This window comes from Mesorhizobium sp. P2_A8, from assembly GCF_056404935.1.
In genome coordinates, this window is sequence record NZ_JBFUDB010000001.1 from 201,947 (window position 1) to 227,457 (window position 25,511).

Consider the following 25,511-nt stretch of genomic DNA (forward strand, 5'->3'; position numbering starts at 1 on the left):
CGGCCGACCCGGCGATCAGGGCAGCTTGGTGGTGGCGCCTCGATTGCTGCGCGCTTCTTGAGCATCAAGCCAGTCAGCAGGCGTCAACTTCGATGCGGACCATGACTTCGGCATGCTCAGCAGTCGCAGTCGATGTTGATCAACACAAACATACTCTCGGCTCAGTGAGCGGCCGCGCGTCGTTCGAGCGTGCGCGAGTATTGCGTCAGCGGAAAACACATGACGAAAAAGATCAGCGCCACCAGCCCGTAGACTTTGAAGGGCTCGAAGGTGGCATTGTTGATGGCGTTGGAGGTTCGCACCAGCTCCTCGAAACCGATGATCGAGGTGAGCGCAGTCGATTTGATGAGCTGCACCAGGAAGCCGACGGTCGGCGCGCGGGTGATCGAAAACGCCTGCGGCAGGATGATCAGCCTCAACTCCTGCAGATAGTGCAGGCCGAGGCTGGCGCCGGCATCCCACTGGCCACGCGGCAGCGCGTCGACGCCGCTGCGCCAGATCTCGGCGAGATAGGCACTGGCGAAGAAGGTGAGGCCGAGCACCGCCGCCGTCCACGGCTCGATGCGCAGACCGAGCATCGGCAGGCCAAAGAACATCAGGAACAGCTGCATCAGCAGCGGCGTCCCCTGGAACAGCGCGATATAGCCGGACGCAACGCGCCGGCTCCATTTATTCTTGGCGATCCTGAAGAACAGCACGACCATGCCGACCACGCCGCCGCCTACAAAGGCCGCCAGCGACAGGAGCACCGTCCAGCGGGCGGCGAGCAGCAGGTTGCGCACGATGTCCCAGAGGGTGAACTCGATCATGACACGCCAGCCCCCAGGACGCGGCGCCCGCCTGTGACCAGCAGCCTACGCAAGGCCATCGACAGGACGAGATAGACCATCGTCACGACAAGATAGGTCTCGAACGAGCGGAAGGTGCGCGCCTGCAGCATGTCGGCCTCGTAGGTAAGCTCGCGCACCGCGATCTGCGACACGACGGCGGACTCCAGCATCATGATGACGATCTGGCTGGTCAGCGCCGGAAAGATCACCTTGAGCGCCTGCGGCAGCACGATCTTGATGAAAACCTGGCGTGGCCTCAAGCCCAGCGCCAGGGCTGCTTCTGTCTGTCCGCCCGGCACCGCGTCAAGCCCGGCGCCGACGATCTCGATCGTATAGGCCGCCATGTTGAGCGTCATCGCCAGGATGGCGGCCAGCACCGGATCGAGCCTGATGCCGAGACTGGGCAGCCCGAAGAAGATGAAGAACAACTGCACCAGGAACGGCGTGTTGCGGATCACCTCGACATAGATGGCGATGGCCCGCTTGAGCAGCACGGGACCGTTGCGTCGTCCTGCCGCGCCGAGGATGCTGAGGAACGTTCCGGCGAGTGTGGTCACGGCGATCAACAGGATCGTCGTGACCGCTCCGCGCGCTATGTCGCTCGCAGCACCTGGAAGCCAGGCAAAGGCCACGGAAACTCAATCCTTGAGGTTGTCGGGATTGAGCGGCGTCTTCAGCCAGGCCTGTGAGCTTGCGTCCAGCTTGCCGTCGGCCAGCATCTTGGCGATGGCGTCGTTGACCGCCTTCTTCAGGGTGTCTTCATTCTTGTTGAGGCCGATATGCGAGGGCGAGGTCAAAAGCTGGAACTTCTGCTCCGGCTTCAGCGCGTCCTGCTTGGCCAGCACCTGTGCTCCGACATCGTTGCCGACGACCATCAACTGCGTCTGGCCGGAGATGAAGGCCTGAATCACCGAATTGTAGTTGTCGAAGCGCTTGATGTCGGCCGATGCGGGTGCTGCTTCGGTCAGCGAGGTGTCTTCGAGTGTGCCGCGGTTGACGGCGATCGACTTGTCGGCAAGATCTTCCTTGCCCTTGATCGCCAGCGCCGCCGGACCGATCACGGCGATGTAGTAGGGCGCGTAGGCGGCGGCGAAGTCGATCACCTGCTCGCGCTCCTTCGAATAGCCGACGCTCATCAAAAGGTCGACGCGATGGTCGTTCAGGTACGGGATGCGGTTCTGGCCGGTGACGGCGACGGGATTGAGCTTCACCTTGAGCGTGTCGGCTATATATTGCGCGACATCCATGTCATAGCCCTTGAGGCTCATGTCGGCGCTGGCCGAGGAGAAGGGCGGAAAATCGGCGAAAACGCCGACATTGATGGTTCCCGCCTTGGTGATGTCTGCCAGCGCGTCGGCGTTGGCAGCCTGTGTGGCGAAGCCGAGACCGGCGGTGCCAAGCACCAGCATGGCGGCGATGGATGCAAGTGTCTTTCGGATTGTCATTGGTATTCCCCTTCTGGAAGCTTTGTTTGTTTGGGTCGGCCGCCGGCTCCAGCGCGGCGGCCGCCCTTGCTTTTTTAGACGTCAGGCCCCCTTGCCGGTGATCGCCGGGCTGAACACCATCAGGCTCAGGATCTCGAACAGCACCTGGGCAGCGGCATGGGCGGTGTTGGTGGTCGCGTCGTATTGCGGCGCCACTTCGACGACGTCGCCGCCGACGATGTTGAGGCCCTTTAGGCCGCGCAGCAGTTCGAGCACTTCGCGCGTGGTGAGCCCGCCAACCTCAGGCGTGCCGGTGCCGGGCGCGAAGGCCGGATCGACGCTGTCGATGTCGAAGGAGACATAGGTCGGGCCGTCGCCGACGATCTTGCGCGCCTTCTCGATGATGGCGGGAATGCCGAGACCGGTCACCTCTTCGGCATGAACGACGGTCATGCCGGACTCGTAGGTGAACTCCCACAGATATTCGGCCGAGCCGCGAATGCCGATCTGGATGGTGCGCGTCGGGTCGAGCACGCCGTCGAGCACCGCGTTGCGGAACGGTCCGCCGTGGTGGAACTTGGTCATGTCGAACAGGCCACTGGTGTCGCAGTGGGCGTCGATGTGGATCAGGCCGACCGGGGCTTTCTTGCCGACGGCCTTCAGGATCGGGTGGCTGATCGAATGGTCGCCACCGACCGAAAGCGGGATGACGCCGGCATCGACAATCTGGTTGGTGCGGCGCTCGATATCCTCATGGCTGATCTCGAGCCGGTAGCGGCTGCGGAACGGCGTGTCGCCGATGTCGGCGACGCGAAGTTCGTGCGTCGGGGCGCATTCCAGCACGTGATTGTAGGGGCCGATGCGCTCGATGGCACGCAGCGCCCTTGGCCCGAAGCGCGAGCCCGGCCGGTTGGTGACGCCAAGGTCCATCGGCACGCCGATGATCGCCACCTGCAGGTCGCCGAAATCCGGATTGTCGGCTGATATTTCGCGGTAGGGCGCGGCAAGGAAGGTCGGGATGCCGGAATAGGGCGCCAGGCGCGTGCCGGTCTTGGAAAAGATCTTGTCGGCGACGCGCCGGAATTTCGGGTCGAACATCTCGCCGCCATGGCTCTCGCCATACTTGCGACGCAACGCGTCGAGCTTGCCGCGATCGTAACCCATGTCCGTTCCTCCTGCCGGGCTGATGCAATGCGGCCGTCGGTGACCTCAGGCGAACCGGCCTTCATCCGGCCGGGTCGCTGTCCCGCTGGCTGCCTGCAGATTTCACGTCTTGATGCTGTTCCGGCCAAAGTGTCTGGCAGCCGCATTGAAAAATCAATTGATATTGTTAGGGTGTTTGCTGTGAGAAAACCTCACAATCAACTCTGAGCACGATCTCATCCGAAAACCGGCCTCCACTTTCCGGAATCGTGCTTCAATGGATGCTCATGGCCAAGCGCCTGCCACCGCTGAATCCGCTGCGCGCCTTCGAGGCAACGGCCCGCCATGGCTCGCTGACCAAGGCGGCGAGTGAGCTGAATGTCACGCATGGCGCCATCAGCCACCAGATCAAGGCGCTCGAGCAGTCGCTCGGCGTCAAGCTTTTCGAGCGCGCCGGCCAGCGGGTGAAACTGACGCCGCATGGTGCCGAACTGCTGCCGGCGGTATCGAGCGCCTTCGACGGCATCGCCGCCGCCACGCAACGCATGACAAGGCCAGCGAGCAGCGGCACACTCTCTGTTTCCTGCGTGCCGGCATTGCTGTTGCTGTGGATGACACCGCGGCTCGGCAGTTTCATGGCGCAATATCCTGACATCAGGCTTACGCTGATCCCTTCCAACGATGCCAAGGATATCCGCGCGCCGCAGATCGACGTCTGCGTGCATTACGGCGACGGCAGCTGGACCGATTGCTGGATGCGCAAATGGTCGGGGCTCGAACTGTTTCCCGTCGTCAGCCCGACATTGATCAACAACCGTCCGATCCGCAGCGTCAGGGACCTCGCCGACCATGTCTTCCTGCATGGCGACGACGGCCGCGAATGGCACACCTGGCTGGCGGCCGCCGATGCGCTGGATCTGGAGCGCGGCCGCCGTCATCATCTCGGCGACGCACGCATGTCAGTTGAAGCCGCAGTCCACGGCCACGGCGTCGCGCTGGGCGATTCGGTGACGGCGAGCTCGCTGCTGGCCAGGGGCATGCTTGTGGCGCCGTTCAGCCTGTCGGTGCCGGCGGTCGACGATTTCTATGTCGTCTGCCGCAACGAGATGAAGTCGACGCCTATCGTGCAGCTGTTCATCGACTGGCTGTTTGCCGAGAAGGCGCAGGATGACGGCCGCGCCGATGCGCCGGTGGCGGGGCGCGTCGTCACCCGCCGCAAGCGTCCGGCGCTCAGGGTCATGGGCAGCAGAGCCGGAAGCTGACGCCGGCTTGTCATTTGGCTGCGACGGCCGATCGTGTTCGGCCGCATGCAGGGTTTTCTTTTTGTCGGGCCAGCCTGAAACCGGGCAGCGTTTTGGCCAATTCGATGCTATGAGGCCTGTCGCGGTTGTGAGTAGCAGGCAGCGAAGGCGGTGTTGAAACATGGCTAAGACCGATATTGCGCGGCGTGTCTACAACCACACCTGGAAGCTCGACCCGATCGTGCGCAGCCTGCTCGATACGGACTTTTACAAGCTTCTGATGCTGCAGATGATCTGGGGCATGTACCCCAAGGTCGACACGACTTTCTCGCTGATCAACCGCACCACCTCAGTGCGGCTGGCCGACGAGATCGACGAGGGCGAACTGCGCGAACAGCTCGACCATGCCCGCACCTTGCGCTTCAGCAAGAAAGAGATGATCTGGCTCGGCGGTAACAATTTCTACGGCCGCAAGCAGATCTTCGAGCCGGAATTCCTCGCCTGGCTGGAGAATTTCAGGCTGCCGGAATACGACCTGTCGAAGCGCGACGGCCAGTATGAGCTGACCTTCAGCGGGCCGTGGATGTACACCACGCTGTGGGAGATCCCGGCGCTCGCCATCATAAATGAGCTCCGTTCCCGCGCGGCCATGCGGGCGTTCGGCCCGTTCGCGCTCGATGTGCTCTATGCCCGCGCCAAGGCCAAGATGTGGGCGAAGACCGAACGATTGAAGGCGCTTCCCGGCATCCGCATCTCGGACTTCGGCACGCGCCGGCGCCATTCCTTCCTGTGGCAGCGCTGGTGCGTCGAGGCTTTGAAGGAAGGCATTGGCGAGGCTTTCACCGGCACCTCCAACGTGCTTTTGGCCATGGACAACGACCTCGAAGCGCTCGGCACCAATGCGCATGAACTGCCGATGGTGTTCGCAGCGCTCGCCAACTCGGAAAAAGAGCTGAAACAGTCGCCCTACAAGGTGCTGCAGGACTGGCAGCGCTATTATGGCGGCAACCTGCTGATCGTGCTGCCCGATGCCTTCGGCACGGCGTCCTTCCTGCGCGACGCGCCGGGCTGGGTGGCCGATTGGACCGGTTTTCGCCCCGACAGCGCGCCGCCGATCGAGGGTGGCGAGAAAATCCTGTCCTGGTGGCGCGACAAAGGCAAGGACCCCCGGCAGAAGCTGCTGATCTTCTCCGACGGGCTCGAGGTCGAAACCATCGAGGAAACCTACCGCCACTTCAAGGGCAAGGTGCGCATGTCGTTCGGCTGGGGCACCAACCTCACCAATGATTTCGAGGGCTGCGCGCCAACCGAAACCAACAGCCTGGACGCCATATCGCTGGTCTGCAAGGTCACCGAGGCCAATGGAAGGCCAGCGGTCAAGCTTTCCGACAATCCGGCCAAGGCGACGGGCGACGAGAAAGAGATCGAGCGTTATCTCAGGATCTTCGGCGAAAAGGATCGCGTGGAGCAACTGGTCAAGGTGTGAGGGGTGGCTACGCCAGCCAAGATCGCAATCTTGGATAGCGTGAGTTCCTTCGCGCGCCCCTCTGTCCTGCCGGACATCTCTGGGGGCGCCGTAGAGCGTTTTTCCTCGAGAACCCTGCTCTCGTGCTTCGTCGCTTCTCTGGCCTTTCTTCTTCCCTCCCCTGCCTTCGCCCACGCCTCCGACCGTGGCCACGTCCTGCTCCTGCCGACCGGCTATTATCTGGTTGGCGGGGCTTTCGCCGTCGCCGTCAGTTTCCTGGTGCTGGCGCTGTTGCCTGCGGATTGGCTCGATCGTTTCTGGCGCCGACGCCTGCTGCTGTTCGCCTTCGGCGACAGCACCCGAACCTTTGTCAGCCTGATCTCCTTTGCCGGCTTTGCAATCCTCATCACCGCCGGCCTTTTCGGCAGCCGCGACCCTCTCTCCAACCCGCTGCCGCTGATGATCTGGACCCTGCTGTGGGCCGGCCTCACACTGCTGCAAGGGGTCTTCGGTGACATCTGGTCATGGCTGAACCCGTGGTATGGGCCGTGGCGTCTTGCTTCGCGCCTGTTTGGCGCGAGGCATGAACCGGCATCGCGGCTTCCCCAATGGCTCGGCTGCTGGCCGGCGGTCCTGTTGTTCTTCGCCTTTGCCTGGTTCGAACTCATCGATCCGGCGCCCGACGATCCGGCGCGGCTGGCCTTGGCCGCCGGCCTCTACTGGCTGTTCACCTTCCTAGCCATGCTGGCGTTCGGCTACCGCGACTGGAGCCGCGGTGGTGAGTTCCTGACGGTCTTCTTCTCGATGGTGGCGCGTTTCGCCGTCGTCGAGCGCAATGAAACCGGCCGACTTGGCCTCTGCTGGCCGGGCGCCAAACTGCTGGCCGCCGAACCGTTGCCGACCAGCGGCATTGCCTTCCTGCTTCTTGCCCTGTCGTCGGTATCCTTCGACGGCCTGTCGAAAACCTTCTTCTGGCTCGGCCTGTTCGGCATCAATCCGCTCGAATTTCCCGGCCGCACCGCCATGATCGGCAGCGCCACTTTCGGGCTCGTTCTGACATTCTTGCTGCTGGCAGCGGTGTTCATGCTCGCCGTCTGGCTCGGTCAGCGTCTTGCCGGCAGCGATCGTCCCCTCGGCCATGCAGCCGGGCTGCTGGTCTGGTCGATCGTGCCGATCGCGCTTGCCTATCATGTCGCGCATTACCTGACGTCGCTGCTCGTTGACGGCCAGTATGCGGTAGCGGCACTGTCCGACCCGTTCGCGCTGGGCTGGAACCTGTTCGGCACCGCCGACATGCAGATCGAGGCCGGCATCGTTGCCGGGGCGGACTCGGCGTGGTGGCTGTGGAATGCCCAGGCCGGCGCCATCATCCTTGGCCATGTGCTCGCCGTCCTCGTCGCCCACGGTTTCGCCTGGCGCTTGCACCCGCAGCCCTCCCGCGCAGCACTCAGCCAGTTCCCGCTCACCGTGCTGATGATCGCCTATACGGTGTTCGGCCTCTGGCTGCTCGCCACGCCAACGGTGGGCTGAGCCGTTTGCGCTGGAAAACAAGCCGGGATTCCCCTAGAGCAATTCCAGGAAAAGCGTGAAACGGTTTTCCGTCCGGAATTGAGTCAAGACAAAGAGCTCGAACCGGCATTGCCGTGTCCTGACTTTGGTGATTTAGTTTGTACACATGCAATTTTTCGACTTCCGGAACTGAGCGGACTTTGCGCTCCTAACGCTGAACAAGGGGAACGGCATCATGGACAAGAGCAAGACCTTCGACCTCTCGAAAACCGGTCTCACTCGGCGCACGGCGCTGAAGGGGTTGGCCGCCACCGCCGGCCTGGTCACCGCGCCAGGCTTCGTCCGCTATTCCCAGGCGCAGAGTTCGGCGCCGATCAAGATCGGCTTCCAGTCGCATCGCACCGGCATCGGCGCCGCCTATGGCCGCTGGTACGAGAAGACCACCGCCGCCGCGATCAAGGCGATCAACGCCGCCGGCGGCATCAATGGCCGTCAGGTCGAGGTGATCATCGAGGACGACGGCACCGATCCCGGCCGTGGCGCCGAGGTGGTCGGCAAGTTCGCCACCCAGCACAAGACCGACATCGTCTTCGGGACGCTGTTCTCGCATGTCGTCATCGGCTCGGCGCCGGCCGCAGGCGAGGCCAAGATCCCCTACTTCGTCGTCAGCGAAGGTCATCATGTCGCCTCGACCAAGCTGAACCGCTATGTCTTCCAGCCCGGAATCACCGACGTGAAGAGCCAGATCCAGTCGATGGCGCCGTGGATTGCCGGTAATGTCGGCAAGAAGGTCACCATGATCTTCCCGGATTTCGCCTTCGGCTACGATCACCGCGACTACCTGCCGCCGGCGCTGAAGGCGCAAGGCGCCGACGTCATCGCCCAGATCGCCATCCCGCCGACGGAATCGTCCTTCACCAAGTACTTCCCGCAGATCCCGGCCGAGACCGAGGTGATCTACCACGTCATGGTCGGTCCGGCGGTGCTCACCTTCGTCAAGGAACTCGGCGAGTTCTACGGCTCCAACCGGCCACAGCTGTTCGGCTTCATCGATTCGCTCGAAGCCACCGACATAAACAGCCCCGGCCTCGAATTCCTCGACGGCAGCCATTTCTGGGAAGGCTCGCCGCGTTATGCGCAGGCCGATGATTCCGAGGCGCAGAAGGCCTATCGCGCCGCTGTCGGCATCGACGACAATGGCGCCGCCGTCGGCGACCCCAAGGACGTCTCAACCGCAGCGCACATGTTCGGCTGCTGGGAAACGCTCTACGTCGTCAAGAAGGCGATGGAAGACGCCGGCTACAAGGGACCCGAAGACCGCGCCAAGCTGGTCGAGGCGACCGAGGCCTTGACCGCTTTCGCCGAAGGCCCGGAGCATCCGCAGGGCGCCAAAACCTTCAACGGCAAGATCCACCAGTGTTTTGGAATCCAGAACATCTCCAAGGTCGAAGGCGGCAAGCTCAAGGTCGTCCACAAGACCAAGATCGAGGACGGGCTTTACGAGGCTGAAGGGGATTATACGACGCAGGCGCTGTGAGGCGGGTTCTTTAAGCGCAGTGCCCTTCGGCCCACCCCTCTCTGTCCTGCAAGACCCGGCCCTTCGCTGTCGCTCCGGTCGTTCGTCGTTCGGAAAGCCAAGCAATTGGCTTTCCGTCCGCTGCGAGGACCACTTCCCCTCAACGGGGGTGCGTTTCGCACCTGCGCTGGGTGCTTAGCCGATGCACTTTGGTCCGCACCTCCTCCTCGCCGCCCTCGAAGGCCTCGTCACCTCCGCCGTGCTGGCGCTGACGGCTCTTGGGCTGTCGCTGGTGTTCGGCGTCATGCGGGTGGTCAATGTCGCGCATGGCGAGTTCTTCATGCTCGGCGCCGTGCTCGCCTGGGCGATCACCACGGCGATCGGCGGCCATCCGGCGCTCGGCTTCCTGGCGGCATTGGTGGTTGCGCCGCTGATCGTCGGCGCCATCGCGCTGGTCGCCGAGCGGCTGGTGCTGCGCCGGCTCAACTACAATCCGGAAGCCACCATCGTTGCCACCATCGGCATGCTCTACATCATCCAGCAGCTGGCGCTGACCTTCTATGGTCCCGAGGCGCGGCCGGTGGAGCCGCCGTTCAGCTATCGCATCCTTTTGCCGTGGTTCGGCTATTCCGGTTACAAACTGTCTGTTATCGCCGCTTCGGCCCTGCTGCTGCTCGCGACATGGCTGGTGCTGACGCGTACGAAGATCGGCCTGATCATGCGCGCCACGCAGTATGACAGCGAGACGGCGCAGGCCTTCGGCATTCCCGTCGGCCGCGTCTATGGCGGCGTCTTCGCGCTCGGCGCCATGCTGGCGGCCATCGCGGCGGTGCTGATCGTGCCGATCAGCCAGGCACATTACCTGATGGGTCAGGATCCGCTGCTGCTCTCCTTCATCGTCGTCATCATCGGCGGTCTCGGCTCGCTGCGCGGCACCGTCGTCGCCGCCGTGCTGATCGGCCTGTCGGACGGCATCATCTCGATGTTCTTCTCGCCAACGCTGGCCAAGATCATCGCCACCTTGCTGGTTGCCATGGTGCTGGTGTTCCGGCCGCAAGGCCTGTTCGGGACGGCATCGCGATGAGCGAAGCTTCGCCGGCAAAGGCCTATAGTCTGCATCTCGGCGTCATCGCGCTGCTGTTCGTGCTGAGCTTCCTGCTGCCGGAGTACTATCACGGGCTGCTCGCCCGCATCATGGTGCTGGCTGTCTTCGCCATGGGTTACAACATGCTGTTCGGCTATGTCGGCCTGCTCAGCCTCGGCCACGCCATGTTCTTTGCCGCCGGGCTCTACGGTGCCGGCCTTGCCGTCATCCAGCTCGGCTGGAGCGTGCCGGCGGCTTTCGCCGCGGGCCTCGGCTGTGGTGTTGTTCTTTCACTGGTCATCGGCCTGCTGGCGCTGCGCACGACGGGCGTCGCCTTCATGATCGTCACCATGATGTTCGCCCAGGTTTTTTATCTCCTTATCCTCTATTTTGCAGGGTGGACCGGTGGCGACCAGGGCATGGTCGTGCCGCAGCCGGCGCGGGTGCTCACCTTTGGTGCGACATTGCTCGATCTCACCAACCCGACAGTGCGCTACATGAGTGCGCTCGGGCTGTTTGCAATCGTGCTTCTCGTCACCCTGGCGATCGTCCGCTCCAGATATGGCCGCGTGCTGGTCGCCATCCGCGAGAACGAGGAGCGGACGAAGATGCTGGGCTACGACACCTTCTCCAACAAGCTCGCCGCCGTCGTTCTCTCCGGCATCATCTGCGCGGCCTCGGGTGCCGCCTATGCGCTGCTGTTCGGCTATGTCGGATCGAGCTTCGCTTCGGTGCAATACTCGATCCTGCCGCTGCTCTGGGTGCTGCTGGGAGGCGGCGCCACGACGCTCGGGCCGCTGATCGGCACGCTGTTCATGTATTATGTCATCGACATCACCAGCGGCTACACCTCGGCCTATCTGCTGATCGTCGGCGTGGCCCTCATCCTGCTGGTGCTGTTTTTCCCAAAAGGCATTCTCGGCAGCATCCGGCAGCGTTGGCTCGGGTGGCTGCCATGATGCCGCTTTTGACCACCAAGGACCTGTCGCGCAATTTCGGGGGTCTGCGTGCCGTCGATGGGGTCGACTTCGCGCTGATGCCCGGCGAGATCCGCGCCGTCATTGGTCCCAATGGGGCGGGGAAGACCACCTTCGTCAGCCTGGTTAGCGGTCGCATCCAGCCTTCTTCCGGCATGATCGTCTTCGACGGAGCCGACATCACCGGCCTGCCGGCCTATGTCCGTGTCCGCCAGGGCATCGCCTACACGTTCCAGATCACCAGCGTCTTTGCCAATCTCTCCGCCTATGACAATGTCGCGCTGCCGGTACAGCGGACGCTGAGCGACGGCCGCTCGAAGGGCGCGGTGCGGACCGGCGTCATGACCGCGCTCGAACGCACCGGCCTTGCCGATCGCGCCCACATGCCGGCCGGACAGCTGTCCTATGGCCACCAGCGTCTGCTGGAGGTGGCGATGGGGCTGGCGCTGAAGCCGCGCCTGCTGATCCTCGACGAGCCGACGCAAGGCCTGGCCGACAGCGAGATCGACAACTTCATCACCCTGGTGCGCGAGATCGCCAGAAATGCGACCGTGCTGCTGATCGAGCACAACATGCCGGTCGTCATGCAGCTAGCCGACCGCATCACCGTCTTCAACGCCGGCAAGATCCTGGCCGAAGGCACGCCCGAGGCGATCCGCGAGAACACGGCTGTTCAGGAAGCCTATCTGGGGACCGCCCCATGACTGTAACGAGCATGACGGAGGCAACGCCTGAAGCGTTGGTGATCTCGGGACTGGACTGCTTCTATGGCGAGGTCCAGGTGCTGTACGGTCTCGACCTCGTGCTGAACAAGGGCGAGGTGCTGTGTCTGTTCGGCCGCAACGGCGCCGGCAAGACGACGACGCTCAAGGCCATCATGGGATTGGTTCCCTCAAGCGCCGGCTCGATCAGGCTCGGTGGCCAAGAATTGACCGGTCTGCCGGCGCATGAGGTGCCGAAGGCCGGTGTCGCCTATGTGCCGCAGGGAAGGCGACTGTTCGCCGAGATGACGGTGGCTGAAAACATCGAGATCGGGCTGATGGCGCGCAGCAAGGGCAAGGCGACGCGCGAAAGCGTGCTCGACCTCTTCCCGCTGCTGCGCCAGCGGCTCAGGCAACGCTCGGGCACCTTGTCCGGCGGCGAGCAACAGATGCTGGCCATGGCGCGTGCGCTGTGCCTCGAGCCGCAGGTGCTGCTGCTCGACGAGCCGACCGAAGGGCTGATGCCGTCGATGATCGCAAAAATCCGCGAAACGGTATCGAAACTGCGCGACATGCATGTCTCGACCATCCTGGTCGAGCAGCGTGTCGATGCAGTGCTGTCCGTCGCCGATCGTGTCTCGTTCATTGAGAACGGCCGCAACCGCGAGACGGTCGATGTCGAGGAATTGCGCGCCGACCCGTCAGCGGTTCGCCGCTACGTCGGTGTCGGCTGATCAGCCGAAGAACAGAAAGCCCGCAACCAGGAAGGTCGGGATCAGCACCAGCCCGGACCACAGCATGTAGCCGAAAAAGCCCGGCATGCTGACGCCGCGCTGCCTGGCGATGGCATAGACCATGAAATTGGGGGCATTGCCGATATAGGTGTTGGCGCCCATGAACACCGCGCCCGCCGAAATCGCCGCCAGGGTCGAGGCAAACTCTGTCATCAGGTGCCGTGGGTCGCCGCCGGCCAGTTCGAAGAACACCAGATAGGTCGGTGCATTGTCGAGGAAGGATGACAGCGCGCCGGTCAGCCAGAAATAGGCGAGGTCGTTGGGCGTGCCTTGTGCCGAGGTGACAAGCGCGACCAGTGGCGCCAGCGCGCCACCGGGGCCGGCTCTCAGGATGGCGATCACCGGCACGATTGCGATGAAGATGCCGGCAAACAGTTTCGCCACTTCTGATATCGGACCCCAGTTGAAGCCGTTCGCCTCGCGGTACTCCTTGCGTGAGACGGCCAGCGAAACGAAGGCCAGCACCAGGATGATGGCGTCGCGCACCAGGTTCTGCAGTTCGAGGCTGACGCCCTGGACAGAGAAGCTGACACCCGGCTTCCAGGTCGCCGACAGCAGGATGGCGCCGATGACGCCGGCCAGCAGCGGAATGTTGGGCAGGCCGCGGAGGCGTATCGTCGAATCCGGCGTCGGGTCCTTGATCTTCGGCGCTCCGCCCTCGCGCCGATGCAGGATGATGTCGATCGCCAGGAAGACGGCCAGCACGATGCCGCCGACGAACAGCGTCTCGCGATAGAGATTGGTGGTCGTCCAGAAGAAATCGACACCGCGCAGGAAACCGACGAACAGGGGCGGGTCACCCAAAGGCGTCAGTGAGCCGCCGATGTTGGAAACCAGGAAGATGAAGAAGATGACGACATGGGCGTTGAACGGCCTGGCGTCGTTGGCCCGGATGATCGGCCGGATCAGGATCATCGAGGCACCCGTTGTGCCGATGACCGAGGCCAGCAAGGCGCCGACCAGCAGCAGCCCGGCATTGACCAGCGGCGTGCCGTGGATGTTGCCGGCAACGAGAATGCCGCCCGAAATGGTGAACAGCGCGAACAGCAGGATGATGAAAGACATGTATTCGGCGAGCAGCGCATGCAGCACCGCCGCGGTCGCGCTGGGGATACCGAAGGCCAATGCCAGCGGGACGATCACCAGCGCCGCCCAGAGGGCCGCGATCTTGCCGTAATGGTGCTCCCAGACATGGTGAAACAGCAGCGGGCCGGTGGCGATCGACAACAGCAGGCCGGCAAAGGGCAGCGTCCACCACAGCGACATCGAGGCGCCGGGCAGGCCGTGTTCCTCCGCCGCCAAGGCTTGTTCCGGAAACAGCAGCGCGACGGCGATCGCAGCGCCCGCTCCTGTCCCAATCCGCAAAAAGCCCCTCTTGCGCCCCACGGTCCGTTCAATCCAGGACGTGGTCTTCGAGCGTGACGCCGGCATCGCGCATGCGCTGCAGCATGGCATCGAGCGAACCGTTGAGGTCGATGCCACGGCAGGCATCGAGCCGGACGGTGGTTTTGAAGCCATGCTTGACGGCGTCCAGCGCCGAAAACGCGACGCAGAAGTCGGTCGCCAGCCCGACCAGGGTCAGCGTATCGATGCCGCGTTCCCTGAGATAGGCGGCAAGGCCGGTCGGCGTCGTCCGGTCGTTCTCGAAGAAGGCCGAGTAGCTGTCGATGGCCGGCCGAAACCCCTTGCGGATGACGAGCTCGGCCTTGGTCCAGGCGAGGCCGGAGTGGAAATCCGAGCCCAGGCTGCCCTGGATGCAATGGTCCGGCCACAAAGTCTGCTGGCCGTAGGTCATGTCGATCATCGTGAAAGGCTGCGACCCCGGATGGCTGGAGGCAAAGCTCGAATGGCCGGCGGGATGCCAGTCCTGTGTCAGCACGACATGGTCGGCGTGCCGGATCAGGTCGTTGACCAGCGGCACGATCTCGTCGCCGCCGGCAACCGCCAGCGCGCCGCCCGGACAAAAGTCGTTCTGCAGGTCGATGACAACAAGCGCTTCGTCGGCCATGGGGCTTTCCTCTTCTGTACGCAGGCTCCAGTGGAAAATGCCGCTGACGCGACCGGACGCAGAAACTCGACCAGATGGCCGGCGGCGTCAACCTCTCAAGGCATAACAAATGCGTGCCCGGGCGAGCTGCCACAAACTCTGGCTTTGACAATTCCTGCCGTCTTGATATCATTTGCATACGAATGAATTTCGCCCGGCACCGATGCTGGCAGGGTCTTTCGAAATACCGGTTTCTGGAAGACCTCTTTTCTGGAAGGCAAAGCGTGATCCGTTACGCCAAACCCACCTCGGTCGACGAAGCGCTCGCTTTGCTTGGCGAAGGCGCCTGGCGCATTCTTGCCGGCGGCACCGATTTCTATCCGGCACAAGGCAGCAAGCCCTTCCGCGACAATGTCCTCGACATCAATGGCCTGGCGGCGCTGCGCGGTATAGTCGAGACGGACGACCATTTCGTCATCGGTGCACGCACGACCTGGACAGACATCATCCGCCATCCCTTGCCGCCGGCCTTCGACGCACTGAAGCAGGCGGCGCGTGAAGTCGGCTCGGAGCAGATCCAGAACGTCGCCTCGGTCGCCGGCAATCTCTGCAACGCCTCGCCGGCCGCCGACGGCGTGCCCGCCCTGCTGATCCTCGATGCCGAGGTCGAACTGCGCTCAGTGGCGGCGACGCGTCACGTGCTGCTGCAGGATTTCATTCTCGGCAATCGCCGCACGGCCTTGCAGCCCGGCGAGATGGTCGCGGCCATCCGCGTGCCGAAACCTGCCGCCACCGGCACGTCAGGCTTCGTCAAGCTCGGCGCACGACGCTACCTCGTCATTTCCATCGCCATGGTGGCGGCGCGTCTGGTCGTCGACAAAGGCATTGTCAGGCAAGCGGCGGTCGCCGCCGGCTCCTGCTCGGTGGTGGCCAAGCGCCTCGCCGGCGTCGAAGCCGCCTTGCGCGGCTTGCCCGCCGGCCAAGCGCTCGCCAATGCGGTCCTGGCCGCGCCGATGGCTGAGCTGTCGCCGATCGCCGACGTTCGCGGCAGTGCCGAATACCGGCTCGATGCGGTGCGCGAAATCGTTGCCCGCGCCGTGCTGAAGGCCTGTGGACCGATGAATGACCACGAGGTGGTGGCGGCATGAGCCAGGTCTCGCCCGACGTGCGTGAAGCTCTGTCCGATCCGGGCGGTGTTCAGCCTGGCCTCGGCCCTGGGCGAGCCGACATCGCCTTTGTGGTGAATGGCGCCGCCATCTCGGTCAACGTGCCGCCGCTGCGCCGGCTTTCCTCCGTGCTGCGCGACGAATTGCTGCTGACCGGCACCAAGGTCGGCTGCGACGCCGGCGATTGCGGGGCCTGCACGGTGCTGGTCGATGGCGACCCTGTCTGCGCCTGCCTGATGTCGGCGGCTTCCGCCGCGGGAACGGCGGTTACGACAGTCGAAGGGCTCGCCAATGGCCGGCTGTCGGCGCTGCAGGCCTCGTTCCTCGACCATGGCGCAGCGCAGTGCGGCATCTGCACGCCGGCGCTGCTGGTCGCGGCGACGGCATTGCTGGACAAGAAGCCCAACCCGACCGAGGCCGAGGTGCAGGACGCCCTCGGCGGCATCCTCTGCCGCTGCACCGGCTACCGGAAGATCATCGCGGCGGTGATGGATGCCTCTCAGCATGCCGGAAGCCTCGATTTCCGCCTGCCTCAGTCCGGTCATGCCATCGGCTCCTCGCCCATCCGGCTCGACGGCGTGCCGAAGGTGACCGGCGGCGAGAAATTCGGCGGCGATTCCTTCCCCGCCGATGCGCTGGCCGTGCTGGTGGTCCGCTCGCCGCACTATCATGCCAGATTCGCCTTCGGCGACCTCGATGGCTGGGCGAAGCAACATCCCGGCGTGGCCGGCGTCTTCACCGCGACCGATATTCCGGGAAACAACTGTTTCGGCGTTATCGGCCCGTTCGCCGACCAGCCGGCGCTGGCCGAGGGCTTTGCCCGGCTTCGTGGCGAGGCTGTGGCGCTGGTCGCCGGCGAGCGCGAGGCTATCCTCGATCTCGACCTGTCGGATTTCCCCGTCCACTGGAGCGAGCTGCCGCATGTCCTGCAGCCTTGCGAAGCGCAGGCCAGCGGCGCCAGACTGATCCATGAAAACCGTCCGGCGAACCTGCTCACCTCCGGCTTTGTCGAGCGCGGCGATCCCGAGGCAGCCCTTGCCGGCGCTGCTATCACCGTGTCCGGCGCCATCGATACCTCCTATGTCGAGCATGCCTATATCGAGCCGGAAGCCGGCTATGCCTATCTGGATGGCGACACGCTGGTCGTCGTCGCCTGCACCCAGGCGCCCTATATGGACCGCGACGAGACAGCCAAAGTGCTCGGCCTTGCCGTCGACAAGGTGCGCATCGTGCCGACCGCGACCGGCGGCGGCTTCGGCTCCAAGCTTGACGTCTCGCTGCAGCCATTGATCGGCCTTGTGGCGCTGAAGACAGGACGGCCGGCCGCGCTCGCCTACACCCGCAACGAATCCATGATGTCGACCACCAAGCGCCATCCGGCCGAGATGAAGGCGACCATCGGCGCCGATGCCGACGGCGTTGTCACCGGCATGATCTTTGCCGGTGATTTCAACACCGGCGCCTATGCCAGCTGGGGGCCGACCGTCGCCAACCGCGTGCCTGTGCATGCGTCTGGCCCGTATGCGACGCCGAACTACCGCGCCGAGGGCCGCGCCATCCATACCCATGGGCCGATCTCCGGCGCCTTCCGTGGCTTCGGCGTGCCGCAGGCGACGATCATGCAAGAGACGCTCTATGACGAGCTGGCCGGCAAGCTGGGCATCGACCGGCTCGAGTTTCGCCTGAAGAACTGCCTTCGGAACGGATCCGAAACGGTCACCGGACAGCGGCTGGACTCCGGCGTCGGCATTGCCGAATGCCTCGAGTCGTTGCGGCCGCATTGGGCGCGCGCGAAGACCGATGCGGATGCATTCAACAGTACTAGTGGGGATAAAAAGCGCGGCATAGGCATCGCTTCCTGCTGGTATGGCTGCGGCAACACCTCGCTGCCCAACCCGTCGACTATCCGCGTCGGCATAGCGGCTGACGGCACGATCATCCTGCATCAGGGCGCGGTCGACATCGGACAGGGCTCGAACACGGTCATCACCCAGATCTGCGCCGACGCGCTTGGCCTGCCGCTGGAGAGATTCCGGCTGAAAAGCGCCGACACTGCCATCTCCCCCGACGCCGGCAAGACATCGGCCTCGCGCCAGACTTTTGTCACCGGCAAGGCAGCGGAGAAGGCCGGCCGCGCCTTGCGCGAAAAGATCCTGCGCTTTGCCAATGTTTCCGAAAAGGCGTCCCTGCAACTGGATGGCCCGGCGATCGTCATCCGCGAGGGCGAGGCCACGCGCCACGTAGATCTCGCAGCATTGGACGTGGACGCCGACGGCTTCGTGTTCCGCGCCGAGGAGACCTACGATCCACCGACGCTGCCGCTCGATGCCAAGGGCCAGGGCAAGCCTTATGCGGTCTATGGCTATGGCGCGCAGATCGCCGAGCTGGAGGTCGACCTCAAGCTCGGCACGGTGAAGCTGATCAAGATCACCGCCGCGCACGATGTCGGCACGGCGATCAATCCGCTGCTGGTCGAGGGCCAGATCGAGGGCGGCATTGCGCAAGGCATCGGCATGGCGCTGATGGAAGAGTATATCCCCGGCCGCACCGAGAATCTGCACGACTATCTCATCCCGACCATTGGCGACGTGCCGCCGATCGAGACCATCCTGATCGAGGTTCCGGATCCGGAAGGACCGTTCGGCGCCAAGGGGCTGGGCGAGCATGTGCTGATCCCGACGGCGCCGGCGATCCTCAACGCGATCAGGCATGCCACCGGTGTTCTGGTCACCAAGGTTCCGGCGACGCCGACGCGCATCCGGGCCGCTATCCGCGAAAAGGAGGCACGCCCATGAGCGAGCTTGCCGAACGCTTCGAAACCCACGATCCCGGTGAGAAGCAGGTGGCAGAGAAGATCCGCTGCGATGCCTGCCCGGTCATGTGCTACATCGCCGATGGCCGCACCGGCGCCTGCGACCGCTACGGCAATGTCGGCGGCAGGATCGTGCGCATGGACCCGCTGACCATCCTCGACCACGCGACCGAGTCGGGCACGGCCATGGTGCCATTCGTCGCCGAGGGCGAGGCATGGGACGGCGAACTGGTCAACACCGGCCGCCGCTTCGTCACCGCCATCGGTGCCGGCACCACCTATCCCGACTACAAACCGGCCCCTTTCATCGTCAGCCAGGAAGTCGAGGGCGTCGATCTCGTTACCGTCGTCACCGAGGGCATCTTCTCCTATTGCGGCGTCAAGGTGAAGATCGACACCGACCGTCACCTTGGTCCCGAGACCGCCATAGTCCGCGCGGCTGGCGAGGCGATCGGCCATGTCACGACCGGCGAATACGGCTCGCAGATGCTGTCGCTGGGCGGCGTGCATCACCTGACCGGTGGCTCGAAGGCCGAAGGCCGCGCCACCTGCGATACGCTGCTCAATCTGTGCAACCGCAAGCCGGTGGAGCTCAGCATCGACGGCGGCGCCACGATCATCGTCGAAGCCGGCAAACCACCCGTCATCGACGGCAAGCAGGAACACCGCATGCGGGTCGGCTGCGGTTCCGCCACCATCGGCATGTTCGCCACGCAATGGCGCGGGCTGGTCGACGAGGTGGTGGTGGTCGACGACCACATCACCGGCGTCGTCTCCGAGCATCAGGCCGGCAAGGTGCTGGGCTGGCAGGATACGGGCATAAAAATCATCGGCCGCCGCTCGACGCCGGGCCGCTATTTCAAGGTGTCCGAGCCCGGTCTCGGCTGGGGCGGCACCAGCATATCCGACCCGCTGTCGATCCTCGGCGAGTGGAACGCCAAGAAGGGTGCGCGTCCCGGGCTGTCGCTGCTGATGGTTTCGACCACCGGCGAGCAGTTTGCCTACTACGAACTCGATGACGAACTGAAGCCAGTGCAGAAACCCTTCCCGGAGCGGCTGCAGAAATCCGTCGGGCTGATCGAGGACAATTGCGAGCCGGCGCTATGCACCGTGCTGTTTATCGGCGGCGCCGGCGGTTCGCTGCGCGCCGGCGTTACCGAAAACCCGGTCAACTTGACCCGTTCCGTGCAGGGCCTGAAGACTTATGTGACGGTCGGCGGAGCGCCGGTCTATGTCTGGCCGGGCGGCGGCATCACACTGATGGTCGATGTCACGCGGGTGCCGGAAGGCGCCTTCGGCTATGTGCCGACACCGGCGCTGGTGGCGCCGATCGAATTCACTCTGCGCCGCGACGACTACATCAGGCTCGGCGGCTACGAGGCCGAAATCCGCAGCGTCGAGGATATCGTCGCCAAGGGCGGCGAGTATCTCAATCCGCGCCGTGGCTCGAGTGCCGCGGCCGGCAATCCATGGCCGCCGCTGGCACAATTGCACCGTATGCCCCCGAACGGGGCCGGATAATGACCGGCCCGCAAGCGCACTGGCTGCAGGACGGCAAGCGACTGCATCTGAACCACGGGCCGATCGACCTGATCGTCGAGGCCTTTGGCGAGGCGCCCGAATGCCGCAAGGCCTATGAGCAGGCCGCGGCACGCTTCCAGACCATTTTGTCCGAACTGGTCGAGGAATTGCCTGAACTGCGCCGACCGGCCGCGCTTCGGCCTCGCGTCCTCGTTGGTCCGACAGCGCGGCGCATGGAAGCGGCTGTCGTGCCGTTGGCGAAAGATTTCATCACGCCGATGGCCGCCGTCGCCGGTTCGGTAGCCGACGAAGTACTCGGCGCCTTGCTTGCGGGCCGTCGGATCGACCGCGCCTATGTCAACAATGGCGGCGACAGCGCGCTCCATCTCGGCGCCGGCCAGACGATGACGCTTGCCATTGCCGGCACCGGACATGGCCTGGCCGACCGCATCATCATCCGCGCCGAGGATGGCGTGCGCGGCGTCGCCACCAGCGGCTGGCGCGGGCGCTCGTTTTCGCTTGGCATCGCCGACGCCGTCACCGTGCTGGCGTGGACCGGGGCCGAAGCCGATGCCGCGGCGACGCTGATCGCCAATGCCGTCGACCTGCCTGGCCATCCGGCCATCAGGCGTGTGCCGGCGCGCGACCTGGCGCCGGACAGCGACCTTGGCGACCGGCTGGTGACGCAGGAGGTCGGACGGCTTTCTTCAGCGGAAATCGCCACGGCGCTGGACAGCGGACTTGCCGTCGCCGAAGATTTCCGCCGCAGGGGCTTGATTGCCGCATCGGCGCTGTTTCTTGCCGGCCAGACCCGCATCAGTGGTGCCATGGCGCTTGCCGCGCCCAACAAAAGTCCAGGGAAGGAAGTTGCCCATGCCTGAGTTTCCGATCCGCAAGATCGCGGTTCTGACCGAAGAGATCTTTCACGAGGGCGGGCCGGTGGCCAAGGTGCCGCGCCGGCGCGCTGCCGCCATGGCGCTGGTCAAGAACCCGTTTGCCGGGCGCTACGTGGAAGACTTGCAGAGCGCCATGGAAGATCTGAAGCCGCTCGGCCTGTTGCTGGCCGACCGGCTGATCGCGGCACTCGGCGGCGATCCCAAGCAGATCGACGGCTATGGCAAGGGCGCCATCGTCGGCACCGCCGGCGAGCTGGAGCATGGCGCGCTGTGGCATGTGCCCGGCGGCTATGCCATGCGCGAACGGCTCGGCGACGCCAAGGCGATCGTACCGTCGGCCAAGAAGGTCGGGGCCTTCGGCTCGCGGCTCGACGTGCCGCTCGGCCACATCAATGCCGCCTATGTGCGCAGCCATTTCGACGCCATGGAAGTCGGCATCAACGACGGCCCGCGCCCCGACGAGATCCTGTTCTGCCTCGCCATGACCTGTGGCCCGCGCGTGCACGACCGCATGGGCGGACTGGCGGCTGGGGATATCAAGGCCTGGGACGGGCTGCGGTGAGTGGCGGGGACAATCTGCTGAAGCTCGTCGAGGCCGAAGAGCCTGATGAGAACGACTATCGCTTGCAGGAGCAGGTCGGCTTCATCCTGCGCAAGGCGCACCAGCGTCATGTCTCTATCTTCGCCGCCCATATCGCCGACCTGACGCCGCCGCAATTCGCGGCACTCGCCAAGCTGCGCGATGTCGGCGAGACCTCGCAGAACCAGCTCGGCACGCTGATCGCCATGGATGCGGCGACGGTGAAGGGCGTCATCGACCGGTTGAAGGCACGCGGCCTGGTCGATCTCTCCAAGCACGAGGTCGACAAAAGGCGGCTGCTGGTCAACCTGACCGCGGAGGGCCGCGAGGCGATCGAGCGCCTGATCCCACTGGCGCGAGAGATCACCCAGGAAACGCTGGCGCCGCTCTCGGCCAAGGAGATCGCGACCTTCATGAAGCTGCTGGCCAAACTGGCGTAGGTGCAGCCTTGTTGATTCCAGGCCGCATGAGCCCGGGTCGGCACTGCCCCTGATTGTGCCGCTTCGCCGTGGGGTGACGAGGTCGGCAGGGTCAGAGCTTGAACGCCTCTGAACCAAGCTGATGCAGTTTCGGGAAGACTCCCCTGCCGCCTGATATCACCAGCGTCCCATTCTGCAGCACCGTCGTCGGATCGGGTTTGACGACCGTGCCACCGGCTTCCTCGACCAGGAGCATGCCGGCCAGGCAATCCCAGGCGTTCATGTGCTCCTCGACATAGCCCAGCAGGCGGCCGGCGGCGACATAAGCGAGCATCAAGGCGCCGGATGCGTTGCGGAAGAAGACGCCGCCTTCGGCCAGGATCATGCGGACCAGCACGGCGACATTTTCGGTGTCGGCGCGGTTTGAAAATCCGGTCCCGACGGACCCTTCTTCCAGGCTGGTGGCAGCACTTGTCCTGATCGGCCTGCCGTTGACGAAGGCGCCGCCGCCGAGCCGGCCGTGAAAGGTCTCGCCGGTCGACGGCTCGTGGATGACGCCAACCACGGTCTCGCCATTCAGGGCGCACGCGATCACCACGCACCAGGCCGGAATGCCGCGCACGAAATTGGCGGTGCCGTCGATGGGATCGATCACCCATACATAGCCTGTCGAGCCCGTTACCGAGGCATGTTCCTCGCCGACGATGCCGTCCTGCGGATAGTCGGCGGCAATGGCGGCGCGGATGAACAGTTCGACCTCGCGGTCCGCTTCCGAGACCAGGTCTTGATGGCCCTTGCTCTCGATGGTCAGGCTGTCGAGGTCGCGGAAATATCTCAGGCCAAGTTCGCCCGCCCGCCGCGCCAGCTCGATGGCAAATTGCATGCGTGCGTCATGGTCATTTTTCACGGGGGAGCTCGATGTTGCGGAAGGATGCCTCGCCCTTAGCAGAAGCAGACCGCACCTTCCAAGCCAGGAGTATCCCGTTCCAAGACTATCAGGCCGCCTGCGACAGCGATTTGTGGGCCTCGGCCAGGATTTCGAACGACCGCACCCGCGCCGCATGGTCGAACATCTGCGCGGTGACCATCAGCTCGTCGGCGCCGGTGCGGCGCACGAACGCGTCGATACCTTGCCTGACCGTCTCCGGGGACCCGACGACGGCGCAGGACAGCGCCTGGCCAAGCATGGTCTTGGCCATCGGATCGAGATCGCGGTCATAGTTCTCGACCGGCGGCGGCAGCCGACCGGGCCTGCCAGTGCGCAGATTGACGAAGGCCTGCTGCAGCGAGGTGAACAGCAGCCTCGCCTCGGCGTCGGTGGGCGCGGCAAAGACATTGAGGCCGAGCATGACATGCGGCTTGTCGAGCTGTTCCGACGGCTGGAAGCGCGAGCGGTAGACGTCGAGCGCGTGATCGAGTTCCGCCGGCGCGAAATGCGAGGCAAAGGCGTAAGGCAGGCCGAGCATGGCGGCGAGCTGCGCGCCGTAGAGGCTGGAGCCGAGGATCCAGATCGGCACGTTCTGGCCTTCGCCGGGCACGGCGCGGATGCGCTGGCCTTCCTCGGCCGGCTGGAAGTAGCCCATCAGCTCGACGACATCCTGCGGGAAATTGTCGACGCCAGCCTCGAGGTTGCGGCGCAAGGCGCGTGCCGTGCCCATGTCAGTGCCGGGCGCGCGGCCAAGGCCGAGATCGATGCGGCCCGGATGCAAGGCGGCCAGCGTGCCGAACTGCTCCGCAATCACCAGCGGCGCATGATTGGGCAGCATGATGCCGCCGGCGCCGACGCGAATGGTCCTGGTGCCGCCGGCGACATGAGCGATGACGACCGCGGTGGCCGCGCTGGCAATGCCCGGCATGTTGTGATGCTCGGCCAGCCAGTAGCGCTTGTAGCCCAGTCGTTCGGCATGACGGGCTAGATCGAGCGAGTTGGCAAGCGACTGCGAGGCATCGCTGCCTTCGACGATCGGCGACAGGTCGAGAACGGAAAGGGCTGTCATGAACGGGATCCTGTGTAGGAACCGCATGTAGGAAGCGCCTGGCGGCGCCGCAAATTCAAAAATATTGATCAGCCTTTTGCGGATTCGGGATCGGCGACGTCATCGTCCACGACGACTGCCGTCTGCTGCGCGGCGAGGAAATTGCCGACGTGGCTGAGCCCCTCGAAATGATCGCAGAACACCTTGATGACGACCAGCAACGGCACCGCCATCAGGGCGCCGACGAAGCCCCAGAGCCACGACCAGAAGGCGATGGCGATGAAGATCGCCACGGCGTTGATCTCCAGGCGCCGGCCAACCACCATCGGCGTCACGAACTGGCCTTCGACCGTGTCGCACAACAGCACGAAGGCCGGCGCCAGCAGCGCGTAGGAGATGGTGTCAAAGCTGATCAGCGCCATCACCGCGACAAGCAAGATGGTCATCAGCGCCCCGACATAGGGCAGGAAGTTGAGCAGGGCGGCGGCGACGCCCCAGACCAGCGGGTTGGGCATGCCGAGCGCCCACAGGCCAAGGCCGATCACCGCGCCGAGGCCGGCATTGATGATGGTGACGGTGAGCAGATAGTGCGAAATTTCGCGTTCGACGTCGTAGACGACGCGCAGCGCCCGCTTCTTTTCGCTGAGGCTGGCGAAGGACTGGATGATCTTCTCGTAGAACATCGTGCCCGAGGCGAGCAGGAACAGCGACAGCACGAAGATGATGGTGAGGCTTGTTCCCGCCGACAGGATGTTGCTGGCCGCTGACGACAGCATACCTGACTGGGCGACCGCCACCTTCTGGATGCCGGGCTCCTGCGATGTCGCGGTCAGCTGCTCGATCTGGTGCGAGATCTGCATGATCCGCTCAAGTGGACGCCGCAATTGCGCCAGCCGCTCGGCCAGCTGCTGGCCGATCGACGAGGTGTTGTTGATGAGGTCGATGACCGGACCGCTGAGCAGGTAGCCGGCACTGGCGAAAATGCAGATCGACAGCAGCACCAGAAGGGTCGCCGACACCACTTCTGGAATGCCGCGCTTGCGCAGCAGCCGGACGATCGGCGTCAGCGTCAGGGCCAGCAGGAAAGCCAGCATCACCGGCATGAAGAAGGCGCGGGCGAAGTAGAGCGCGTAGATAGCCATGAACAGGAAGATGCCGACGAGCAGCGAACGCATCAGATGCGTATCGGCGCGGGTCTCGACGCGCGGATCTGGCTCATCGGCAACGCCTGCGCCCAAGGCAGCGGGTTCGGTTTTCATGGTCACCCTCGAGCCGCCGCCCTCCGCGATCGGCAATTGCCTGCATGAAACGCAGGTTACGGGCGCAGGTTCCATGAGCCGGCGTCGGGAACGAGACCGCCATGCGTGAGGCTTGGTGGGAAATCAGACGGCAGCAGCGCAGCGATCGATCGAAATATTACATGCCGTGTAATTGAGACCACTCCTTCGACAAGCCTAATACAGGCAGGCT

The 25,511-nt window shown here is 64.4% G+C and carries 23 protein-coding genes; 14 read left to right on the plus strand and 9 right to left on the minus strand.

What is annotated here, in order from left to right; all coding sequences use genetic code 11:
- Positions 1-161 precede the first annotated feature (161 nt).
- The 4 genes from AC1D10_RS00975 to speB all read right to left on the minus strand — a co-directional run bounded on the left by AC1D10_RS00975 (position 162) and on the right by speB (position 3,418).
- On the minus strand, positions 162-809 hold the full coding sequence (locus tag AC1D10_RS00975) for an amino acid ABC transporter permease (protein ID WP_477268301.1): 648 nt from the start codon (positions 807-809) through the stop codon (positions 162-164).
- Positions 806-1,462: an amino acid ABC transporter permease gene (locus tag AC1D10_RS00980; RefSeq protein ID WP_477268303.1), complete on the minus strand. Its 657-nt coding sequence runs from the start codon at positions 1,460-1,462 to the stop codon at positions 806-808. The genes AC1D10_RS00975 and AC1D10_RS00980 overlap by 4 nt, the downstream gene beginning before the upstream one ends.
- A 6-nt stretch (positions 1,463-1,468) precedes the next feature.
- On the minus strand, positions 1,469-2,275 hold the full coding sequence (locus AC1D10_RS00985) for a transporter substrate-binding domain-containing protein (RefSeq protein ID WP_477268305.1): 807 nt from the start codon (positions 2,273-2,275) through the stop codon (positions 1,469-1,471).
- Positions 2,276-2,356: 81 nt separating this feature from the next.
- Complete coding sequence (gene speB / locus AC1D10_RS00990; RefSeq protein WP_379104979.1) at positions 2,357-3,418, minus strand: agmatinase; 1,062 nt, start codon at positions 3,416-3,418, stop codon at positions 2,357-2,359.
- Positions 3,419-3,684: 266 nt separating this feature from the next.
- Here speB and gcvA point away from each other — a divergent pair, with 266 nt between their 5' ends.
- The 8 genes from gcvA (at position 3,685) to AC1D10_RS01030 (ending at position 12,624) form a co-directional block, all read left to right on the plus strand.
- The gene (gene gcvA, locus AC1D10_RS00995) at positions 3,685-4,659 is read left to right on the plus strand and encodes a transcriptional regulator GcvA (protein ID WP_477268308.1); all 975 of its coding nucleotides are present in this window, start codon (positions 3,685-3,687) and stop codon (positions 4,657-4,659) included.
- A 160-nt stretch (positions 4,660-4,819) separates the two neighbouring features.
- Entirely contained in the window at positions 4,820-6,124 is a 1,305-nt protein-coding gene (pncB, locus tag AC1D10_RS01000) for a nicotinate phosphoribosyltransferase (protein ID WP_477268310.1), read from the plus strand.
- A gap of 30 nt (positions 6,125-6,154) precedes the next feature.
- On the plus strand, positions 6,155-7,633 hold the full coding sequence (locus AC1D10_RS01005; protein ID WP_477268312.1) for a hypothetical protein: 1,479 nt from the start codon (positions 6,155-6,157) through the stop codon (positions 7,631-7,633).
- Positions 7,634-7,847: 214 nt separating this feature from the next.
- Positions 7,848-9,149 carry an ABC transporter substrate-binding protein gene (locus tag AC1D10_RS01010; RefSeq protein ID WP_477268314.1) on the plus strand — a complete coding sequence of 434 codons (1,302 nt, stop codon included), beginning with the start codon at positions 7,848-7,850 and terminating at the stop codon, positions 9,147-9,149.
- Positions 9,150-9,330: 181 nt separating this feature from the next.
- Positions 9,331-10,212 carry a branched-chain amino acid ABC transporter permease gene (locus AC1D10_RS01015; RefSeq protein WP_477268316.1) on the plus strand — a complete coding sequence of 294 codons (882 nt, stop codon included), beginning with the start codon at positions 9,331-9,333 and terminating at the stop codon, positions 10,210-10,212.
- Positions 10,209-11,171, plus strand: a complete 963-nt coding sequence (locus tag AC1D10_RS01020; RefSeq protein ID WP_477268318.1) for a branched-chain amino acid ABC transporter permease — start codon at positions 10,209-10,211, stop codon at positions 11,169-11,171. The genes AC1D10_RS01015 and AC1D10_RS01020 overlap by 4 nt, the downstream gene beginning before the upstream one ends.
- Positions 11,168-11,893, plus strand: coding sequence for an ABC transporter ATP-binding protein (locus tag AC1D10_RS01025; RefSeq protein ID WP_477268320.1), 726 nt, complete (start codon positions 11,168-11,170; stop codon positions 11,891-11,893). Before AC1D10_RS01020 ends, AC1D10_RS01025 begins: the two co-directional genes overlap by 4 nt.
- Positions 11,894-11,904: 11 nt before the next feature.
- Complete coding sequence (locus AC1D10_RS01030) at positions 11,905-12,624, plus strand: ABC transporter ATP-binding protein (protein WP_477269790.1); 720 nt, start codon at positions 11,905-11,907, stop codon at positions 12,622-12,624.
- Here AC1D10_RS01030 and AC1D10_RS01035 read toward each other — a convergent pair whose 3' ends face one another.
- Entirely contained in the window at positions 12,625-14,049 is a 1,425-nt protein-coding gene (locus AC1D10_RS01035) for a sodium:proton antiporter (RefSeq protein WP_477268322.1), read from the minus strand.
- 28 nt (positions 14,050-14,077) lie between these two features.
- Entirely contained in the window at positions 14,078-14,692 is a 615-nt protein-coding gene (gene pncA / locus AC1D10_RS01040) for a bifunctional nicotinamidase/pyrazinamidase (RefSeq protein WP_477268324.1), read from the minus strand.
- 263 nt (positions 14,693-14,955) lie between these two features.
- Between pncA and AC1D10_RS01045 the strand changes: the two genes are divergently transcribed.
- The 6 genes from AC1D10_RS01045 to AC1D10_RS01070 are packed head-to-tail and all read left to right on the plus strand — an operon-like array spanning position 14,956 to position 22,086.
- Entirely contained in the window at positions 14,956-15,819 is an 864-nt protein-coding gene (locus tag AC1D10_RS01045; RefSeq protein ID WP_477268326.1) for an FAD binding domain-containing protein, read from the plus strand.
- The gene (locus AC1D10_RS01050; protein ID WP_477268329.1) at positions 15,816-18,632 is read left to right on the plus strand and encodes a molybdopterin-dependent oxidoreductase; all 2,817 of its coding nucleotides are present in this window, start codon (positions 15,816-15,818) and stop codon (positions 18,630-18,632) included. Before AC1D10_RS01045 ends, AC1D10_RS01050 begins: the two co-directional genes overlap by 4 nt.
- Positions 18,629-20,170, plus strand: a complete 1,542-nt coding sequence (locus AC1D10_RS01055) for a 6-hydroxynicotinate reductase (protein WP_477268331.1) — start codon at positions 18,629-18,631, stop codon at positions 20,168-20,170. The genes AC1D10_RS01050 and AC1D10_RS01055 overlap by 4 nt, the downstream gene beginning before the upstream one ends.
- Positions 20,170-21,051, plus strand: a complete 882-nt coding sequence (locus tag AC1D10_RS01060) for a UPF0280 family protein (RefSeq protein ID WP_477268333.1) — start codon at positions 20,170-20,172, stop codon at positions 21,049-21,051. Before AC1D10_RS01055 ends, AC1D10_RS01060 begins: the two co-directional genes overlap by 1 nt.
- Complete coding sequence (locus AC1D10_RS01065; RefSeq protein WP_477268335.1) at positions 21,044-21,628, plus strand: amino acid synthesis family protein; 585 nt, start codon at positions 21,044-21,046, stop codon at positions 21,626-21,628. Before AC1D10_RS01060 ends, AC1D10_RS01065 begins: the two co-directional genes overlap by 8 nt.
- Complete coding sequence (locus AC1D10_RS01070; protein ID WP_477268337.1) at positions 21,625-22,086, plus strand: MarR family winged helix-turn-helix transcriptional regulator; 462 nt, start codon at positions 21,625-21,627, stop codon at positions 22,084-22,086. The genes AC1D10_RS01065 and AC1D10_RS01070 overlap by 4 nt, the downstream gene beginning before the upstream one ends.
- A gap of 91 nt (positions 22,087-22,177) precedes the next feature.
- On the opposite strand, the gene AC1D10_RS01075 is transcribed toward AC1D10_RS01070, so the two are convergent.
- The 3 genes from AC1D10_RS01075 to AC1D10_RS01085 all read right to left on the minus strand — a co-directional run bounded on the left by AC1D10_RS01075 (position 22,178) and on the right by AC1D10_RS01085 (position 25,300).
- Entirely contained in the window at positions 22,178-22,948 is a 771-nt protein-coding gene (locus AC1D10_RS01075) for an inositol monophosphatase family protein (RefSeq protein WP_477268339.1), read from the minus strand.
- A gap of 112 nt (positions 22,949-23,060) precedes the next feature.
- The gene (locus AC1D10_RS01080) at positions 23,061-24,062 is read right to left on the minus strand and encodes an LLM class flavin-dependent oxidoreductase (RefSeq protein ID WP_477268341.1); all 1,002 of its coding nucleotides are present in this window, start codon (positions 24,060-24,062) and stop codon (positions 23,061-23,063) included.
- A gap of 68 nt (positions 24,063-24,130) precedes the next feature.
- The gene (locus tag AC1D10_RS01085; RefSeq protein WP_477268343.1) at positions 24,131-25,300 is read right to left on the minus strand and encodes an AI-2E family transporter; all 1,170 of its coding nucleotides are present in this window, start codon (positions 25,298-25,300) and stop codon (positions 24,131-24,133) included.
- Positions 25,301-25,511 lie beyond the last annotated feature (211 nt).

Coding starts and splice junctions, on each gene's coding strand:
- pncB (WP_477268310.1), top strand. CDS start 4,820: ATGGCTAAGACCGATATTGCGCGGCGTGTCTACAACCACACCTGGAAG.
- AC1D10_RS00975 (WP_477268301.1), bottom strand. CDS start 809: ATGATCGAGTTCACCCTCTGGGACATCGTGCGCAACCTGCTGCTCGCC.
- AC1D10_RS01075 (WP_477268339.1), bottom strand. CDS start 22,948: ATGCAATTTGCCATCGAGCTGGCGCGGCGGGCGGGCGAACTTGGCCTG.
- AC1D10_RS01080 (WP_477268341.1), bottom strand. CDS start 24,062: ATGACAGCCCTTTCCGTTCTCGACCTGTCGCCGATCGTCGAAGGCAGC.
- AC1D10_RS01085 (WP_477268343.1), bottom strand. CDS start 25,300: ATGAAAACCGAACCCGCTGCCTTGGGCGCAGGCGTTGCCGATGAGCCA.
- pncA (WP_477268324.1), bottom strand. CDS start 14,692: ATGGCCGACGAAGCGCTTGTTGTCATCGACCTGCAGAACGACTTTTGT.
- AC1D10_RS01015 (WP_477268316.1), top strand. CDS start 9,331: ATGCACTTTGGTCCGCACCTCCTCCTCGCCGCCCTCGAAGGCCTCGTC.
- AC1D10_RS01010 (WP_477268314.1), top strand. CDS start 7,848: ATGGACAAGAGCAAGACCTTCGACCTCTCGAAAACCGGTCTCACTCGG.
- AC1D10_RS01025 (WP_477268320.1), top strand. CDS start 11,168: ATGATGCCGCTTTTGACCACCAAGGACCTGTCGCGCAATTTCGGGGGT.
- AC1D10_RS00985 (WP_477268305.1), bottom strand. CDS start 2,275: ATGACAATCCGAAAGACACTTGCATCCATCGCCGCCATGCTGGTGCTT.
- AC1D10_RS01020 (WP_477268318.1), top strand. CDS start 10,209: ATGAGCGAAGCTTCGCCGGCAAAGGCCTATAGTCTGCATCTCGGCGTC.
- gcvA (WP_477268308.1), top strand. CDS start 3,685: ATGGCCAAGCGCCTGCCACCGCTGAATCCGCTGCGCGCCTTCGAGGCA.
- AC1D10_RS01030 (WP_477269790.1), top strand. CDS start 11,905: ATGACGGAGGCAACGCCTGAAGCGTTGGTGATCTCGGGACTGGACTGC.
- speB (WP_379104979.1), bottom strand. CDS start 3,418: ATGGGTTACGATCGCGGCAAGCTCGACGCGTTGCGTCGCAAGTATGGC.
- AC1D10_RS01065 (WP_477268335.1), top strand. CDS start 21,044: ATGCCTGAGTTTCCGATCCGCAAGATCGCGGTTCTGACCGAAGAGATC.
- AC1D10_RS01050 (WP_477268329.1), top strand. CDS start 15,816: ATGAGCCAGGTCTCGCCCGACGTGCGTGAAGCTCTGTCCGATCCGGGC.
- AC1D10_RS01055 (WP_477268331.1), top strand. CDS start 18,629: ATGAGCGAGCTTGCCGAACGCTTCGAAACCCACGATCCCGGTGAGAAG.
- AC1D10_RS01060 (WP_477268333.1), top strand. CDS start 20,170: ATGACCGGCCCGCAAGCGCACTGGCTGCAGGACGGCAAGCGACTGCAT.